Origin of the sequence: Pseudomonas putida (assembly GCF_030159595.1) — a bacterium.
Lineage (GTDB): Bacteria > Pseudomonadota > Gammaproteobacteria > Pseudomonadales > Pseudomonadaceae > Aquipseudomonas > Aquipseudomonas putida_AC.
Genome location: NZ_BSKJ01000011.1, coordinates 105,729 through 121,511, shown reverse-complemented (window position 1 = coordinate 121,511; position 15,783 = coordinate 105,729). Strand labels below are relative to the sequence as shown.

The window sequence follows — 15,783 nt, the reverse complement described above, 5'->3', positions numbered from 1 at the left end:
TTAGTTGGCCTCGTCCGCAGGGGCTTCGCTGACGGCTGGCGTTACGCCGGGCTTGATCCACCAGGTGTCGATGCCGATGTCGTACTTGGGCGACACGTTCGGGTGGCCGATGTGGTTCCAGTAGGCCACGCGCCAGGTCTTGATGTGCCAGTTGGGGATCACGTAGTAGCCCCACAGCAACACGCGGTCGAGGGCGCGGCAGTGGTCGACCAGGCTTTGCCGCGACTCTGCGTTGATCAACTGGTCTACCAGCTGGTCGATGGCCGGGTCGCGCAGGCCGATGAAGTTGCGGCTGCCGGGGTTGTCGGCGGCGGCACTGGACCAGAATTCGCGCTGCTCGTTGCCCGGCGAGTTGGACTGCGGGTAGCCGCCGACGATCATGTCGTAGTCGCGTGAGCGCAGGCGGGTGATGTACTGGGAAACGTCAACCCGGCGAATGTTCAGGTCAATGCCGAGGTCGGCAAGGTTACGCTTGAATGGCAGCAGGATACGTTCGAATTCGGTCTGCGCCAGCAGGAACTCGATGCTCACCGGTTTGCCCTGGGCGTCGACCATCTTGTCGTCGACGATATTCCAGCCGGCCTCCTGCAGCAGCTTGTAGGCTTGGCGTTGCTGCTCACGAATCATGCCGCTGCCGTCGCTGACCGGGTTTTTGAAGGCCTCGGTAAATACCTGCTCGGGGACTTTGCCACGCAGTGGTTCGAGAATTTTCAGCTCGCTGGCGCTGGGCAGGCCGTGGGCGGCCATTTCCGAATTGTCGAAATAGCTGCCAGTGCGTGTGTAGGCACCGTTGAACAGCTGCTTGTTGGTCCACTCGTAGTCCAGCAGCAAGCTCAGTGCCTGGCGCACACGCACGTCCTGGAACACCTGGCGGCGGATGTTGAAGATGAAGCCCTGCATGCCGGTGGGGTTGCCGTTGGGCAGCTCTTCCTTGATCAGGCGGCCGTCGCGCACGGCGGGCACGTTATAGGCGGTGGCCCAGTTCTTTGCGCTGACTTCCAGCGCATAGTCGAACGCGCCGGCCTTGAGTGCTTCCAGGGCGACGGTGGTGTCGCGGTAGGCGTCGAAGGTCATGACGTCGAAGTTATAGAACCCACGGTTGATCGGCAGGTCCTTGGCCCAGTAGTCCTTGACCCGCTCGTAGCGCACCGAACGTCCGGCCTTGACCTCGGCCACCTTGTATGGGCCGCTGCCCAGCGGAATTTCGAGATTGCCGCGATTGAAGTCGCGGTTTTCGTACCAGTGCTTGGGCAGTACTGGCAGTTGGCCGAGAATCAGCGGCAGCTCTCGGTTGTTCTTGTGCTTGAACCTGAACAGTACCTTCAGCGGGTCTTCGGCGATCACTTCGGCGACGTCGGCGTAGTACTGGCGGTACAGCGGCGCACCGTCCTTGATCAGGGCGTTGAACGTGAACACCACATCCTCGGCGCGCATCGGATGGCCGTCGTGGAAGCGGGCTTCGGGGCGCAGGTAGAACCTCACCCAGCTGTTGTCCGGGGCTTTTTCGATCTTGGCGGCTACCAGGCCGTACTCGGTGAAGGGTTCGTCCTGGCTTTGGCGCATCAGGGTGTCATAGATGATGCTGATGTTCTCGGCCGACACGCCTTTGTTGATGAACGGGTTGAGGCTGTCGAAGCCGCCGAAGCTGGACTGGCGGAAGGTACCGCCCTTGGGCGCATCCGGGTTGACGTAGTCGAAGTGCTTGAAGTTGGCGGGGTACTTGGGGGGTTCGTCGTACAGGGTGAGCGCGTGTTGCGGTGCGGCCAGGGCGGGAAGGCTCAGGCAGGCGAGCAACAGGCTGCCTGCCAGCCGGCGCAGACGGTGCGTTGGCGTCATTGGGCTTTCTCCGAAGTCTTGATCCACCAGCTGTTCAGCCCGAGCGTGTAGGGCGGCGTGGTGACGAAGGCGAACCGGTTTCGGTAGGCCAGGCGGTGATTGTCGAGGTACCAGTTGGGGATCATGTAGTACTGCCATGAAAGCACACGGTCCAGGGCGCGGGCGGCGGCGACCTGGTCGTCGCGGGTGCGTGCAGCGAGAAGGGTGTCGAGCAGGTGGTCGACCACCGGGTCCCTGACCCCAGCATAGTTCTTGCTGCCTTTGGTGGCGGCCTGGCTTGAGTGGAAGTACAGCCACTGTTCAAGGCCGGGGCTCAAGGTTTGGTTCAGGGTCATCAGAATCATGTCGAAATCGAACTGGTCCAGGCGTTGTTTGTACTGGGCACGGTCCACGGTGCGCAAGCGCGCATCGATGCCGATGCTGGACAGATTTTCGACATAAGGTTGCAGGATGCGTTCAAGGTTGGGGTTCACCAGCAGCAGTTCCATGCGCAGCTGCTGGCCCTTGCTGTCGACCAGGCGCTGGCCGTTCAGCTTCCAGCCGGCTTCGGCGAGCAGGCCCAAGGCCTGACGCAGGGTCTGGCGGTTGATACCCCGGCCATCGGTGTGGCTGACCTTGTAGGGTTCGCTGAACAGCTTGGCCGGCAACTGGTCACGGAACGGCGCCAACAGCAGCCACTCTTTACCGGTGGGCAAGCCGCTGGCGGCGAACTCGCTGTTGGGGTAGTAACTGGTCGAGCGGCGGTAGGCACTGCTGAACAGTGCGCGGTTGGTCCACTCGAAGTCGAGCATCAGCCCCAGCGCCTGGCGTACCCGAGGGTCGCTGAAGGTGGCCCGGCGGCTGTTCATGAACAGGCCCTGGGTTTGCGTGGGGATCTGGTGCGGGATCTGGGCCTTGATCACCTCGCCACGGCGCACGGCCGGGAAGTTGTAGCCGTTGGCCCAGTTTTTCGCCTGGTGCTCGATGTAGATGTCGAATTCGCCGGCCTTGAACGCTTCGAAGGCCACCGTGGCGTCGCGGTAGAACTCGTATTCCACGCGCTTGAAGTTGTACTTGCCACGGTTGACCGCCAGGTCTTTGCCCCAGTAGTTCTTGACCCGTTCGAACACCAGCCGGCGCCCGGGTTGCACTTGGGTAATACGGTAGGGGCCACTGCCCAGCGGTGGCTCGAAGGTGGTGGCTTTGAAGTCACGTTTTTGCCAGTAGTGCTTAGGCAGTACTGGCATTTCGCCCAGGCGCAGGATCAGCAGCGGGTTGCCGGCGCGTTTGAACACGAAGCGGATACGCAGCGGGCCGAGAATGTCCACCCGTTGCACTTCCTGCAGGTTGGTGCGGTAGATCGGGTGGCCGTCCTTGAGCAGGGTGCGATAGGAGAAGGCCACGTCTGCCGAGGTGATCGGCTGGCCATCATGCCAGCGGGCTTCCGGGCGCAGGTTGAATACCACCCAGCTGCGGTCCTCGCTGTATTCGACCGAGCGGGCGATCAGGCCGTAGCTGGAGGTCGGCTCATCACCAGACGGATCGTACTGGCCGGTGCCGACCATCAGTGGCTCGTTCAGCTCGCTGATGCCGTACTGCTGGAAATTGGGCGTGGTGATCGGGCTCGACCCCTTGAAGGTGTAGGGGTTGAGGGTATCGAACGTACCAAAAGCCATGGCCCGCAAGGTGCCGCCCTTGGGCGCTTGCGGGTTGACCCAGTCGAAGTGGGTGAAGGTGGCTGGGTACTTGAGCGTGCCGAACTGCGCGTATCCGTGGCTTTCGCTCACCATCGCGGCTGCGGGAAAGCTCAAGGCCAGGCTGAGTGACAGCAGGAGGGGACGTATCAAGTCGGCATCCGATCCAGAGGCGTTGGGCTTTGATCGGGGTACAGTAACAGCTTGGTGGGGTTGGAAAAAGAGTGCGGCCCGGCGGATTGCAAGGGGCTGCTTTGCAGCCCCAGGGCATTAGATCAGTGCGAGAGGTAGACGGTCAGGGTCTGGCCTGGCTTGAGGGCATGGCCGCTGCGCGGATTCCAGCGCTTGAGGTGCTGCATTTCCACGTTGAAGCGCTTGGCCACCAGGTACAGCGAGTCGCCCTTGCGTACCTTGTATTGGGTGGAGCGCTTTCCGGATGCTGCCACCCGGTTGCCCGCGGCGCTCGGTGCACTGCCACCGCGCAGGGCGAGTACCTGGCCAGCGCGTACGCTGTTGCCGGACAAGCGGTTCCAGCGCTTGATGTCCTTGACCGACACGCGGTTGGCCTTGGCGATGGCGCCCAGGTTGTCGCCGCGCTTGACCCGATAGCTACGCGCTGCAACCGGTGCCTTGGCTTCGGCCACGGCACGGGCGAACACCGCCTTGTTCGGCTGCAGGCTGACCAGTTGCTCGGGCTTGAGGTTGGACAGGCTGTCGCTCAGCAGTTGTGCCTTGGCGGTCGGCACCAGCAGTTGCTGCGGGCCGTCCACGGTCATGCGCTTCTTGAAGGCCGGGTTGAGCTGGATCAGCTCGTCTTCATCGATGTTGGCAAAGGCTGCCACCCGCGACAAGTCCAGGCGGTCGTTGATGGCCACTGCCTCGAAGTAGGGTTCGTTGGCAATCGGGTTCAGGTTGACGCCGTAGGCTTCAGGCGTGAGCACGACCTGCGACAGGGCCAGCAGCTTGGGCACATAGTCGCGGGTTTCCTGTGGCAGCGGCAGGTTCCAGTAGTCGGTCGGCAGACCGAGCCTTTCGTTGCGTTCGATGGCGCGGCTGACCGTGCCTTCACCGGCGTTGTAGGCGGCCAGGGCCAGCAGCCAGTCACCGTTGAACATGTCGTGCAGGCGGGTCAGGTAGTCCAGTGCCGCGTTGGTCGACGCAGTGATATCGCGGCGGCCATCGTAGAAGTTGGTCTGGCGCAGGTTGAAGTGGCGACCTGTCGCTGGCATGAACTGCCACATGCCGGCAGCGCTGGCGCGTGAATAGGCCATCGGGTTGTAGGCGCTTTCGATGGCGGGCAGCAGGGCCAGCTCCAGCGGCATGTCGCGCTCTTCAAGGCGCTCGACAATGTAGTGCAGGTAGAGGCTGCCGCGCTCGCCGGCACTTTCGATGAACGTCGGGTTGCTGGCGAACCACAGGCGCTGCTGCTCGATGCGCGGATTGACGTCGATGCTGTCTTGCAGCGTGAAGCCCTGGCGCATGCGTTCCCAGACATCCTGCGGCGTCTGCTCGGCCGGCTTTACCAGCAGCGGTGAAGGCTTGTGCTTGATCCGCGCCTGGTAGTTGTGCGCGCGAACGCTATCGGCTTCGTCGAGCTGACGGGTGCTCTGGCAGCCCACCAAGGTGGCGGCCAGGGCCAGCGCACTGATTTGGGCCAGGCGCGTCAGGGCGACGGAATGAGAGGTTCTGCGGCTACGGGAAGACATCGGCTGACACAGGTATCCGGGCGAAAAATTTCGGCGATTCTAGAAACCGCTCCGGGCCTGGTCAACCTTTGACCATCGCTTGCGATATATCTTGCGGTTATCAGAAGGTGTCCTTCCAAGACCTCAAGGCAGCAAAAACAGTGACCTGCGAGTCGTTTGGATGTCCCTTCCATTCGTCTGCTTTTTGTTTAACTAATGTTTCAGAGGTACGCAGGAAGGGGTTGGTCAGGCGCTCCAGGCCAATGGTTGATGGCAAGGTGATGCGATTGTCGGCGCGCAAACGGGTAACGTCCTCGAACCGCTTTAGAACGTGTAGATTGGTGGGTTCCACCGCCTTGGCGAAGCGCAGGTTGCTGAGTGTGTACTCGTGGGCGCAATAGACTTCGGTTTGTGCCGGCAATGCCGCCAGGCGGGCGAGGGCAGGCTGCATCTGTTCGGGTGTACCCTCGAACATGCGCCCGCAGCCGGCGGCGAACAGGGTATCGCCACTGAACAGTACCGGCGTAGCCGTCTGGTCACTGAAGTAAGCGATATGCCCCAAGGTGTGGCCAGGAACCGCCATCACCTGGAAGGTCTGGCCCAGCACGGTCACCTGATCGCCTTCGTCCAGCGCCAGGTCTCGACACGGAATACGCTCATGGGCCGGGCCGCATACACGCGCATCGGTCAGTTGCTTGAGCCGTTCCACGCCGCCGACATGATCGTTGTGGTGGTGGGTGATCAGGATATCGCTCAGCACCCACTCGGGGTTGGCCGCCAGCCAGCGTTCCACCGGGCCGGCGTCACCTGGATCGACCACCGCGCAGCGGCGTTTGGCAGTATCCTGTAACAACCAGATGTAGTTGTCGGAGAAAGCGGGGAGAGCATCGATCTGTATCATGGTGCGGATCCGATTCGCCTAGCGTGGCACATGAGGGCATCTTAGCCGCGATGGCGCGGTGGGAGAACCTTCGAGGGAGAGCGCAATGACCGACCAAGCCTTTGCCCAGGCCGACCCGGACTGGGTCGAGCTGATCAGCCTGGCCCGTGAGTGGTTCAATGGCCCACTCGGCCAACTGATGCTCAAGGAAGAGGAAAAATTGCTGGAAGAAGAGCTCGGGCGCTTCTTCGGCGGCTACCTCGTGCATTACGGGCCTTGTGCCGAGCCGCCACCGAGCGCGCCCCAGGTGCAGCGCAATGTGCGCCTCGGCGCGCCGCTGCCAGGGGTGGAGATTGTCTGCGAGGAACAGGCCTGGCCGTTGAGCGAGCATGCCGCCGACGTGGTGGTGTTGCAGCATGGCCTGGACTTTTGCCTGTCGCCCCATGGGCTGCTGCGCGAGGCCGCCAGTGCCGTGCGTCCGGGTGGGCATTTGCTGATCGTCGGGATCAACCCATGGAGCAGCTGGGGCATGCGCCATTTCTTCAGCCATGGGGCTTTGCGCAAGGCCCGTTGCATCTCGCCGTCACGGGTGGGCGACTGGCTCAACCTGCTGGGCTTCGCGCTGGAGAAACGCCGCTTCGGGTGCTATCGTCCGCCGCTTGCCTCACCGGCCTGGCAGCAACGCCTGGAGGGCTGGGAGCGGCTGGCCGGCGGCTGGCAAAGCGCCGGTGGCGGGGTGTACCTGCTGGTAGCGCGCAAGATGGTAGTCGGCCTGAGGCCATTGCGCCCGGAGCGCCGCGAGCCGATGGGCAAGCTGTTGCCGCTGCCACTGGCCAAGGTGAACCGCACGGCGGCCAACCCTGAAACTGACAAGCACTGAATTCAAGAGTGGTACATGAGCGATAGCGTCGAAATGTTTACCGATGGTGCCTGCAAAGGCAACCCTGGCCCAGGTGGCTGGGGGGTCCTGATGATTTACAAGGGCGTCGAGAAGGAACTGTGGGGCGGCGAACGTGAAACCACCAACAACCGCATGGAGCTGATGGCGGCAATCCAGGGCCTGATGTCGCTCAAGCGTGAGTGCGAGGTGGTGCTGACCACGGACTCGCAGTATGTGATGAAGGGCATCAACGAGTGGATGGTCAACTGGAAGAAGCGCGGCTGGAAGACGGCTGCCAAGGAACCGGTGAAAAACGCCGACCTGTGGCAGCAGCTGGATGAGCAGGTCAACCGCCACAAGGTGAGCTGGAAGTGGGTCCGCGGCCACATCGGCCACCCCGGCAACGAACGCGCCGACCAGTTGGCCAACCGTGGCGTGGACGAAGTGCGCGCCCAGCGTTGAGCTGGGGTACAATTGCGGCCTTTGTAACTGATGCAAGTTGGAGCGCCCCGCGTGGAGCAGCAGCAAGATAAACGGTTCGTCATTCTCGATACCGAAACCACGGGTATGCCGGTCAGCGAAGGCCACCGGATCATCGAGATCGGCTGTGTCGAGGTGATTGGCCGGCGCCTGACCGGGCGGCACTTCCACGTTTACCTGCAGCCGGACCGTGAGAGTGACGAGGGCGCTATCAACGTCCACGGTATCACGGATACCTTCCTGGTCGGCAAGCCACGCTTTGGCGATGTCGCCGAGGAGTTCTTCGAGTTCATCCAGGGCGCCACGCTGGTCATCCACAACGCGGCGTTCGACGTTGGCTTCATCAACAACGAATTTGCCTTGCTCGGTCAGCACGACCGTGCGGACGCTTCGCAGTATTGCACCATCCTCGATACCCTGTTGTTGGCACGTTCGCGTCACCCGGGGCAGCGCAACAGCCTCGATGCGCTGTGCAAACGCTACGACATCGACAACTCGGGCCGTGAACTGCACGGCGCACTGCTCGACTCGGAACTGCTGGCAGACGTTTACCTGGCGATGACCGGTGGCCAGACCAGCCTGTCGCTGGCTGGGCACGGTGCTGATGCCGAGGGTGATGGGCACGGCAGTGGGGGCAGCGAGATTCGCCGTATTACCGGGCGTGCGCCGGGGCGGGTGATCATGGCCAGTGCCGAAGAGCTGGAGGCGCATGCCGAGCGGTTGGCGGCTGTTGCCAAGTCGGCGGGTGGGCCGTCCATGTGGCAGTCTCTTACCGAGACACCTGCTGGCTGATTGTCTGCCTGTACCGGCCCTTTCGCGGGCAAGCCCGCTCCCACAGGGATCCCACAAAGCCTGAGCGAGTGGGGTTCCTGTGGGAGCGGGCTTGCCCGCGAAGAGGCCGGCCCTGAAAACATAGGTTCAACTACCCTGAAATGGACGCCATGTCCTTCGGAGGTAGCCACCTGATGTACAAGGACCTCAAGTTCCCGATCCTCATCGTCCACCGCGCCATCAAGGCTGACAGTGTCGCCGGCGAGCGCGTGAGGGGCATTGCCGAGGAACTGCGCCAGGACGGCTTCGCCATCCTCGCCGCCGCCGACCACGCCGAAGCGCGGCTGGTCGCCGCCACCCACCACGGCCTGGCCTGCATGCTGATCGCCGCAGAAGGCGCCGGCGAAAATACCCACCTGTTGCAGAACATGGCCGAGCTGATCCGCCTGGCCCGCCTGCGTGCCCCCAACCTGCCGATCTTCGCCCTGGGTGAACAGGTCACCCTGGAAAACGCCCCCGCCGAAGCCATGAGCGAGCTCAACCAGCTGCGCGGCATCCTGTACCTGTTCGAAGACACCGTACCGTTTCTCGCCCGCCAGGTGGCGCGTGCCGCACACACTTACCTCGATGGCCTGTTGCCGCCTTTCTTCAAGGCGCTGGTGCAGCACACCGCGCAATCCAACTATTCCTGGCACACGCCGGGCCATGGCGGCGGTGTGGCCTACCATAAAAGCCCGGTGGGCCAGGCCTTTCATCAGTTCTTCGGCGAAAACACCCTGCGCTCGGACTTGTCCGTCTCCGTACCGGAGCTGGGTTCGCTGCTTGACCACACCGGCCCCTTGGCGGAAGCCGAGGCCAGGGCTGCGCGTAACTTCGGTGCGGACCACACCTTTTTCGTCATCAATGGCACCTCTACGGCCAACAAGATCGTCTGGCACGCCATGGTCGGCCGTGACGACCTGGTGCTGGTGGACCGCAACTGCCACAAGTCGGTGGTACACGCGATCATCATGACGGGCGCCATTCCGTTGTACCTGTGCCCGGAGCGCAACGAACTGGGCATCATCGGCCCGATCCCGCTCAGCGAGTTCAGCCCTGAGGCCATCCAGGCGAAGATCCAGGCCAACCCGCTCGCCCGTGACCGGGAGCCGCGCATCAAGCTGGCGGTCGTGACCAACTCCACCTACGACGGGCTGTGCTACCACGCCGGGCTGATCAAGCAGACCCTGGGCAGCAGTGTCGAGGTGCTGCATTTCGACGAGGCCTGGTTTGCCTATGCGGCGTTCCATGACTTTTTCACCGGGCGCTATGCCATGGGCACTGCCTGCTCGGAGGACAGCCCGCTGGTGTTCAGCACCCATTCCACCCACAAACTGCTGGCGGCGTTCAGCCAGGCTTCGATGATCCATGTGCAGGACGGGGCCAGACGCCAACTGGACCGTGACCGCTTCAACGAAGCGTTCATGATGCATATCTCGACCTCGCCGCAGTACAGCATCCTCGCCTCGCTGGACGTGGCTTCTACGATGATGGAGGGGCCGGCGGGGCGGTCGCTGTTGCAAGAAATGTTCGACGAGGCACTGAGCTTTCGCCGCGCCCTGGCCAACTTGCGCGAGCACCTTGCTGCGAACGATTGGTGGTTCAGTATCTGGCAGCCGCCGAGCGCCGAAGGTATTCAACGCCTGGCTGCGCAGGACTGGCTGCTGCAGCCGGGGGCGGAGTGGCATGGCTTTGGCGAGGTGGTGGACGATTATGTGTTGCTCGACCCGCTGAAGGTGACCCTGGTAATGCCGGGCCTGAGCGCGGGCGGTGCGCTGGGCGAGCACGGTATCCCGGCGGCGGTGGTCAGCAAGTTTCTCTGGGAGCGGGGGCTGGTGGTGGAGAAAACCGGCCTGTACAGCTTCCTTGTGCTGTTCTCCATGGGTATCACCAAGGGTAAGTGGAGCACGTTGTTGACCGAGTTGCTGGAGTTCAAACGCCACTATGATGGCAATACGGCCCTGAGCAACTGCCTGCCAAGTGTGGTGGCTGCCGATGCGTCACGTTACCTGGGCATGGGCTTGCGTGACCTGTGCGACCAGTTGCACGGCTGTTACCGCACCAATGCGACGGCCAAGCAATTGAAGCGGCTGTTCACGCGTTTACCGGAGGTGGCCGTAAGCCCGGCTCGGGCCTATGACCAGATGGTGCGTGGTGAGGTGGAGGCGGTGCCGATCGAGGCATTGTTGGGGCGAGTGGCGGCGGTGATGCTGGTGCCGTACCCGCCCGGCATTCCATTGATCATGCCGGGGGAGCGGTTCACCGAGGCGACCCGCTCGATAGTCGACTACCTGGCGTTCGCCCGGGCCTTCAACCAGGGCTTCCCCGGATTTGTCGCCGATGTGCATGGCCTGCAGAACGAGAGCGGCCGCTACACCGTGGATTGCATCACGGAATGCGAATGATCTCGACGCCGCTGCGTGCCAGTTCGAAGCGGTTTTCACCCAGGTGGTTGACCTTGTCGCCGATGGCCAGGCGGTAGGAGGTGATGGGGGCGCCCAGCGTGCTGCCGTCAAGTTGCAGGGTGGACTCCTGGAACTCGTGCACGGGGTAGATACGGCCTTCGGCGTCACGGGCGTGGAATTGGCCGACCATTACTGCTGCCATTTGGGTGGAAACCTCTGAATTACGTAAGAAATGTCTGAAGGCATAGACCGTGGAACTGCCTCGGAAGTTTTCGCATTGCGGAAAAAAAACCAAAGTGCCGAGGAGCGGTCATCTATAACTACTACGTCCCTTTACCCAGCAAAGGATGGAAAACGCCATGAGCCAGGTGTATTCGGTAGCGGTTGTCGTTGGCAGCTTGCGCAAGGAGTCCTACAACCGCAAGGTCGCTCTCGCACTTTCGGAGCTGGCGCCGCCCAGTCTTGCCCTCAAGATCGTCGAAATTGGTGATCTACCGTTATACAACGAAGACGTCGAGGCCGAAGCGCTGCCAGAGGCGTGGAAGCGTTTTCGCGACGAGATCCGCCGCAGTGATGCCGTGCTGTTCGTCACGCCTGAATACAACCGCTCGGTGCCAGGCTGCCTGAAGAATGCCATCGACGTGGGCTCGCGGCCCTACGGGCAAAGCGCGTGGAGTGGCAAGCCGACGGCGGTGGTGAGTGTGTCGCCGGGAGCCGTTGGTGGCTTTGGTGCCAATCATGCCGTGCGTCAGTCGCTGGTGTTTCTCGACATGCCGTGCATGCAGATGCCTGAAGCCTACATTGGCGGGGCTGCGAGCCTGTTCGAGGACACTGGCAAGCTCAATGACAAGACCCGACCGTTTTTACAGGCGTTTGTCGACAAGTTTGCTTCGTGGGTGAAATTGAACAGGGCGGTTTGATACCTGCTCATTCGGGGCTGGTTTCATTGGGGCCGCATAGCGGCCCCTGCTGTTTAGCGGAAGCTATAGGAAACCCCTGCGTACACGCCGAAGCCTTCGCCCGGCGTCGAACGGGCATTGTCCTTGCCGGCATCGTTGTAGGCCGGCGTCACCGTCGCTGCATAGCGTTTGTTGGTCAGGTTGCGCAGGTCCAGCCAGGTCTGCCAGTCCTGCTTCGGCGAGTCCCATCCCAGGCGCGCGCCGAGCAAGGCATATTCATCGGCGTGATAGCTGTTGGCGTAGTCCACCTGCACCTTCGACGCCATTTGCGTGTTGACCCCGGCATAGAACCCGCTCGGCCAGTCATAGCGCAGTTCGGCCTGGTAGTAGTGCATGGGGATGCCGGGCAGGCGGTTGTCGCCAAACGTGTCGTCATCACGGTAGTGGAAGTCGCTGAAGGTGTACGCCTGTCGCAGGCTCAGCTTGCCAGTACCGGTGTGTTCCCACAGGGTGCTGTCGAGGCCGGCCTCCACGCCTTGGTGCACGGTCGCGCTGGCGTTGAATTCGGAGGTGAAGTTCGGCACTACTTCCACGGCCAGCAGTTCGTGGCGCACTTGCGAGTAGTACCAGGCCAGGTCCCAGCGGCCGAGCGCCGAGTCGCCACGCGCGCCCACTTCCAGGGTAGTGGCGGTCTGGTTCTGCATCTCGATCGGCTGGATCTGCTTGCCGCCTACGCTTGGCGAGCTCCAGATCAGCGACCACGGGTGTGGCGGTTCTACCGAGCGGCTCAGGTTGCCATACACCTGCAGGTCCGGGCGGATGTCGTAGCGCAGCCCCAGGCGCGGCGCATAGTCCCAGTCATGCATGCTCACCTTGCCGCCTTCGGCCGGGTAGGTCACGTCACTTTCGCGGCGGGTGTAGATCATCGCAAGACCCGTGGTCAGCCACAGGTCAGGGACCAGCTCCAGGTCGTTGCCGGCATGCAGCACGGTGTCCGAGCCCTGGTAGGTGAAGTCGCGGGTGCGTGGACCGAACATGTCACCACTGCGCGCGAACTGTGACGCGCCACTGTTGGGCAGGTGCTTGGTAGTACGCCAGCCGACAGTGGTCTTGCTCTCGTGGCCGAACAGGGTGTCGCGGCGCACATAGTTCAGCGTACCGCTGACATCGGTGTAGGCCACCTTCAGGCGCATCGGGCCTTCACGCAGGTCCATCGGATAGTCGTGGTAGACCAGGCCGGCTTCCAGGCGTGCATCGTCGTCGAGGTAGAAGGTGGTCTTGTTGCCGACCCAGGTGCTGCCCGGTTGCGGGCGGCTGTCATCTCGGGCCAGGTAAGCCGGGTTGGCCGCGCGCGGGTGGTGCTTGATCTGGTCCTTGGTCAGGCGGCCGGCCAGCTCGTTTTCGGTTTCCCGGTAGCGCAGGTAGAAGCGGGTTTCCAGGTTGGGGTTGAAGCGGTAGCCGACGTTGGCAGCAATGCCTTTGGCGCTGCCGCTGCTGTGCGCCTGGTAGCCGTCGTATTCTGAATCGGTCAGGGCCACATAGTAATCAAGGTTGCCCAGGACCTGCCCTGAGCTGATGTGCCGGTGCTGGTAACCACGGCTGCCAACTTCGTAGCGCACCTGCAGCGGTGCGGCGTCGTAGCCGGTGTGGGTGACGTAATTGATGGCGCCACCCAGGGCCAGCGCGCCGTGGTCGAAACCATTGGCACCGCGCAGCACTTCGGCACGGCTCAGCCACAGCGGCTCGAACAGCTCGTAGGGCGTGCCGCCTGGGCCGGTCAGCGGCAGGCCGTCGAACATCGTGTATACCCCGGAACCGTGGGCCCCTGGCGCGCGGTTGATACCCGAGCCGCGGATGGACAGCTTGATGCCGTCGTTACCCGCCGACTGGGCGAATACCCCTGGCTGGTAGGCCAGCACGTCCTGGTTGCTGGCCACCCGGCCTTGCCCCACGCGCTGCATGTCCACCAGGTTGCTGGCGCCTGGTACTTCGCGCAGGCGTTCGCTGGCTGCCGTCAGTTCGTTCTGCTCCTCATCGGTGATCAGCACCTGGCCCAGTTCGACCGAGGATGCTGCCAGGGCGGGCTGGGCAGCAGTCAAGGCAGCCAGCAGGCCGAGGCAGGACGAGAGGGGTAAATCGGAACGCATTGTACGACTCCAGGCGAAAGGCGAATGGACAACGGCGTTGAGACGAGCGAAATGCCGCTTGGAGCACGAAGAAAGTCAGCAAATCTTGCGTAACCTTCGTCAGACGGTTTTGTACGAAAGTTCTTTACAAGCCACAGCGGTGGAGAGCGGCGGTGTGCCCTTCGTAAGGTGACTGCAGATCGGCAGCGATGCCCCGCTCAATCACCCGTGGAGTACAAGCATGACTGACAACGCACGACACCCGCAGCAACCCCCGGCGGACGCCCCGGTTCGCCTGACGCCACGTGAACGGCAGGTGCTGTTGTGGTGTGCCTATGGCAAGAGCTCGTGGGAGATCGGCCGTATCCTTGAGTGCAAGGAATCGACGGTGAACTTCCATGTGTCCAATATCCTGCGCAAGTTCGATGTGCCTACCCGCGTGGCGGCGGTGATCAAGGCCATTCGCTACGGCATGCTGGCTGAGCAGTGAGGGGGGGAGGCATGAGCAACGGTCCTTTGCTGCCACGTTATGCCGATAGCCATGACCCGTTCTGGCCACGCGTAGACCTGGACAGATTGCGCGAGCGCCTGAACTTTCAGCGGCCCGTCAGTGAAGCCGCGCTGGAGGTGGCTGCACGTTGCGCCGCGGTTGATGCTGCACGTGAGTTCGCGCGTTGGCGCGCGGTGCTGCGAGAGCGGGGCTACAAGCGCCTTGAAGATGTGGCCGGGCATGACCAGGGGCGCGCATTGCGAGTGTGCTACATCCGCTTTGTCGAAGCCGCGATCATGTACAGCCTTGGCACGAGCGCGTACCTGCCGACTTCCCGTCGGAGTGCTGCCCATGCCTGAGAATGCCTTTATCGACCGCTTGGCCCCGGCGCTGATTGAACTGTTGGGCGTGGACGGCAGCGTATTGTTCGCGGCCTTGCTGGGGGCGCTGTTGGTAAGTGCGGCGCGAGACCGGTTGGTCACCAATGCTTCCCGGCGCCTGACGCTTGGCAAGAAGCTGCTGCTGGTGTTCGTGACCGTGGGCGTGGGCCACCTGTTCGAGCCGCTGGTTTCCTCGCTGGCGCCCTTGCTGACCCGAGGCATGGCGGCATTCGTGGCCGCCGTGGTGGTGATCCCCATCAGCCTCAAGGTCATGGTCTGGCTGGACACGCTCGACCCGCGCGAACTCATCCAGCGTTGGCGCCGTCGGGGTTAGCCGCTGACGGCGTTGGGCAGGTGATTGTTCAGCTCGCTCAATTGCTGTTCCAGCTGCTGGATGCGCTGCTTGTCCTTGATGAGCAGCAGGATGGCCTGGCGATCGCTTGATGATAACGATCGTAGCCGTTCGAGCATCTCGCACTCCCAGCCTGTTTCACGTTGGGTTGTCGGGTGTTGATCCACGTCACCCAGCAGTAGCCAATCCAGTGAGCATGCATGCTGCCTGGCTAGGTCTACGCAGAGTGAGTACGGAATGCTATCGCGAACCTTCCAGCTGCTCAGCGTTTGCGGGCTGATGGACAGCGCTCTGGATAGCTCGGCATCAGAGTTTGCGCCGGTTAGAAGCTTTAGGCGCGTAAGCACCGCAGCAAGTACGTGAGTACTCATAACAAATATCCATGACTGGTTTAATGATATTCCATGGGCTTAAACTACTCGTTATGAATACAGCCCTGCGTTTTAAGGAGCATTTCTGCAATGAGAACCATCAAATTGAAGAATACACCCACAGTTGCAGCCAATACCTACACACAGGCTAGCCTGGGCAATGCTAGCAGGTACTTGTCGTGAGTACTTACAAGCTGGTTTGCCCCCACTGCCACAGCCGGATGCGTATACGTACTAGCGAAGGGCGCCATATTTTCCTGCGGATCGCCTATTTGCAATGCACCACCGAGGCGTGTGGCTGGTCAGTGCGCGCCGAATTTGAAATGACCCACGAACTCTCCCCCAGTGGCATGCCCAACCCGGAAGTCTATCTGCCTTCAGCCAACGGTGATTTGCGCAAGGCTGCCCTGCCTGGGGCGGGCCTGGCCAACCCGGTTGAGTGAGGCGTCATTGCGGGCAGGCAAAAAAATGTGCAGATAAAAAAACACCCCGCATAGGCGGGGTGTTTTGTTTCAC

16 protein-coding genes are annotated in these 15,783 nt (G+C 62.3%); 9 read left to right on the top strand and 7 right to left on the bottom strand.

Translation table 11 applies throughout. The features are described from left to right. From QQL85_RS22190 to gloB, 4 genes are all read right to left on the bottom strand, one after another. Positions 1-1,836 (bottom strand): extracellular solute-binding protein, encoded by a 1,836-nt coding sequence (locus QQL85_RS22190; RefSeq protein WP_284356629.1) that lies wholly within the window; start codon positions 1,834-1,836, stop codon positions 1-3. Next, positions 1,833-3,662, bottom strand: a complete 1,830-nt coding sequence (locus tag QQL85_RS22185; RefSeq protein ID WP_284356630.1) for an extracellular solute-binding protein — start codon at positions 3,660-3,662, stop codon at positions 1,833-1,835. Before QQL85_RS22185 ends, QQL85_RS22190 begins: the two co-directional genes overlap by 4 nt. 122 nt (positions 3,663-3,784) lie before the next feature. Next, positions 3,785-5,215, bottom strand: a complete 1,431-nt coding sequence (locus QQL85_RS22180) for a lytic transglycosylase domain-containing protein (RefSeq protein WP_284356631.1) — start codon at positions 5,213-5,215, stop codon at positions 3,785-3,787. Positions 5,216-5,315: 100 nt separating this feature from the next. Then, positions 5,316-6,095 carry a hydroxyacylglutathione hydrolase gene (gloB, locus tag QQL85_RS22175; protein ID WP_284356632.1) on the bottom strand — a complete coding sequence of 260 codons (780 nt, stop codon included), beginning with the start codon at positions 6,093-6,095 and terminating at the stop codon, positions 5,316-5,318. Between the two features lie 85 nt (positions 6,096-6,180). Here gloB and QQL85_RS22170 point away from each other — a divergent pair, with 85 nt between their 5' ends. From QQL85_RS22170 to QQL85_RS22155, 4 genes are all read left to right on the top strand, one after another. Beyond that, positions 6,181-6,954, top strand: coding sequence for a class I SAM-dependent methyltransferase (locus QQL85_RS22170; RefSeq protein WP_284356633.1), 774 nt, complete (start codon positions 6,181-6,183; stop codon positions 6,952-6,954). Between the two features lie 15 nt (positions 6,955-6,969). Further along, positions 6,970-7,416, top strand: a complete 447-nt coding sequence (rnhA, locus tag QQL85_RS22165) for a ribonuclease HI (protein WP_016498736.1) — start codon at positions 6,970-6,972, stop codon at positions 7,414-7,416. A gap of 51 nt (positions 7,417-7,467) precedes the next feature. Next, positions 7,468-8,226 (top strand): DNA polymerase III subunit epsilon, encoded by a 759-nt coding sequence (gene dnaQ / locus QQL85_RS22160; RefSeq protein WP_284356634.1) that lies wholly within the window; start codon positions 7,468-7,470, stop codon positions 8,224-8,226. Between the two features lie 173 nt (positions 8,227-8,399). Beyond that, positions 8,400-10,649 (top strand): Orn/Lys/Arg decarboxylase N-terminal domain-containing protein, encoded by a 2,250-nt coding sequence (locus tag QQL85_RS22155; protein WP_284356710.1) that lies wholly within the window; start codon positions 8,400-8,402, stop codon positions 10,647-10,649. Here the strand turns inward: QQL85_RS22155 and QQL85_RS22150 are convergent. Continuing rightward, positions 10,633-10,851 (bottom strand): hypothetical protein, encoded by a 219-nt coding sequence (locus QQL85_RS22150; protein WP_284356635.1) that lies wholly within the window; start codon positions 10,849-10,851, stop codon positions 10,633-10,635. The two genes, QQL85_RS22155 and QQL85_RS22150, sit on opposite strands and share 17 nt — an antisense overlap. 157 nt (positions 10,852-11,008) lie before the next feature. On the opposite strand from QQL85_RS22150, the gene chrR reads away from it, so the two are divergent. Continuing rightward, a complete protein-coding gene (gene chrR / locus QQL85_RS22145) occupies positions 11,009-11,569 on the top strand; it encodes a class I chromate reductase ChrR (protein ID WP_284356636.1) in 561 nt (186 codons plus the stop codon). A 53-nt stretch (positions 11,570-11,622) separates the two neighbouring features. Here chrR and QQL85_RS22140 read toward each other — a convergent pair whose 3' ends face one another. Beyond that, complete coding sequence (locus QQL85_RS22140; protein WP_284356637.1) at positions 11,623-13,695, bottom strand: TonB-dependent receptor family protein; 2,073 nt, start codon at positions 13,693-13,695, stop codon at positions 11,623-11,625. A 220-nt stretch (positions 13,696-13,915) separates the two neighbouring features. Between QQL85_RS22140 and QQL85_RS22135 the strand changes: the two genes are divergently transcribed. Genes QQL85_RS22135 through QQL85_RS22125 form a run of 3 tightly spaced genes read left to right on the top strand, consistent with a single transcriptional unit; the run spans position 13,916 to position 14,878 of the window. Continuing rightward, positions 13,916-14,164, top strand: a complete 249-nt coding sequence (locus tag QQL85_RS22135; RefSeq protein WP_019470477.1) for a helix-turn-helix domain-containing protein — start codon at positions 13,916-13,918, stop codon at positions 14,162-14,164. Positions 14,165-14,175: 11 nt separating this feature from the next. Next, positions 14,176-14,523, top strand: a complete 348-nt coding sequence (locus QQL85_RS22130; RefSeq protein WP_284356638.1) for a head completion/stabilization protein — start codon at positions 14,176-14,178, stop codon at positions 14,521-14,523. Further along, complete coding sequence (locus QQL85_RS22125) at positions 14,516-14,878, top strand: hypothetical protein (protein ID WP_284356639.1); 363 nt, start codon at positions 14,516-14,518, stop codon at positions 14,876-14,878. The genes QQL85_RS22130 and QQL85_RS22125 overlap by 8 nt, the downstream gene beginning before the upstream one ends. Here the strand turns inward: QQL85_RS22125 and QQL85_RS22120 are convergent. Continuing rightward, positions 14,875-15,267 carry a helix-turn-helix domain-containing protein gene (locus tag QQL85_RS22120; protein WP_284356640.1) on the bottom strand — a complete coding sequence of 131 codons (393 nt, stop codon included), beginning with the start codon at positions 15,265-15,267 and terminating at the stop codon, positions 14,875-14,877. The genes QQL85_RS22125 and QQL85_RS22120 overlap by 4 nt on opposite strands. Before the next feature lie 179 nt (positions 15,268-15,446). Between QQL85_RS22120 and QQL85_RS22115 the strand changes: the two genes are divergently transcribed. After that, positions 15,447-15,710, top strand: a complete 264-nt coding sequence (locus tag QQL85_RS22115; RefSeq protein WP_284356641.1) for an ogr/Delta-like zinc finger family protein — start codon at positions 15,447-15,449, stop codon at positions 15,708-15,710. The last annotated feature ends 73 nt before the right edge of the window (positions 15,711-15,783 follow it).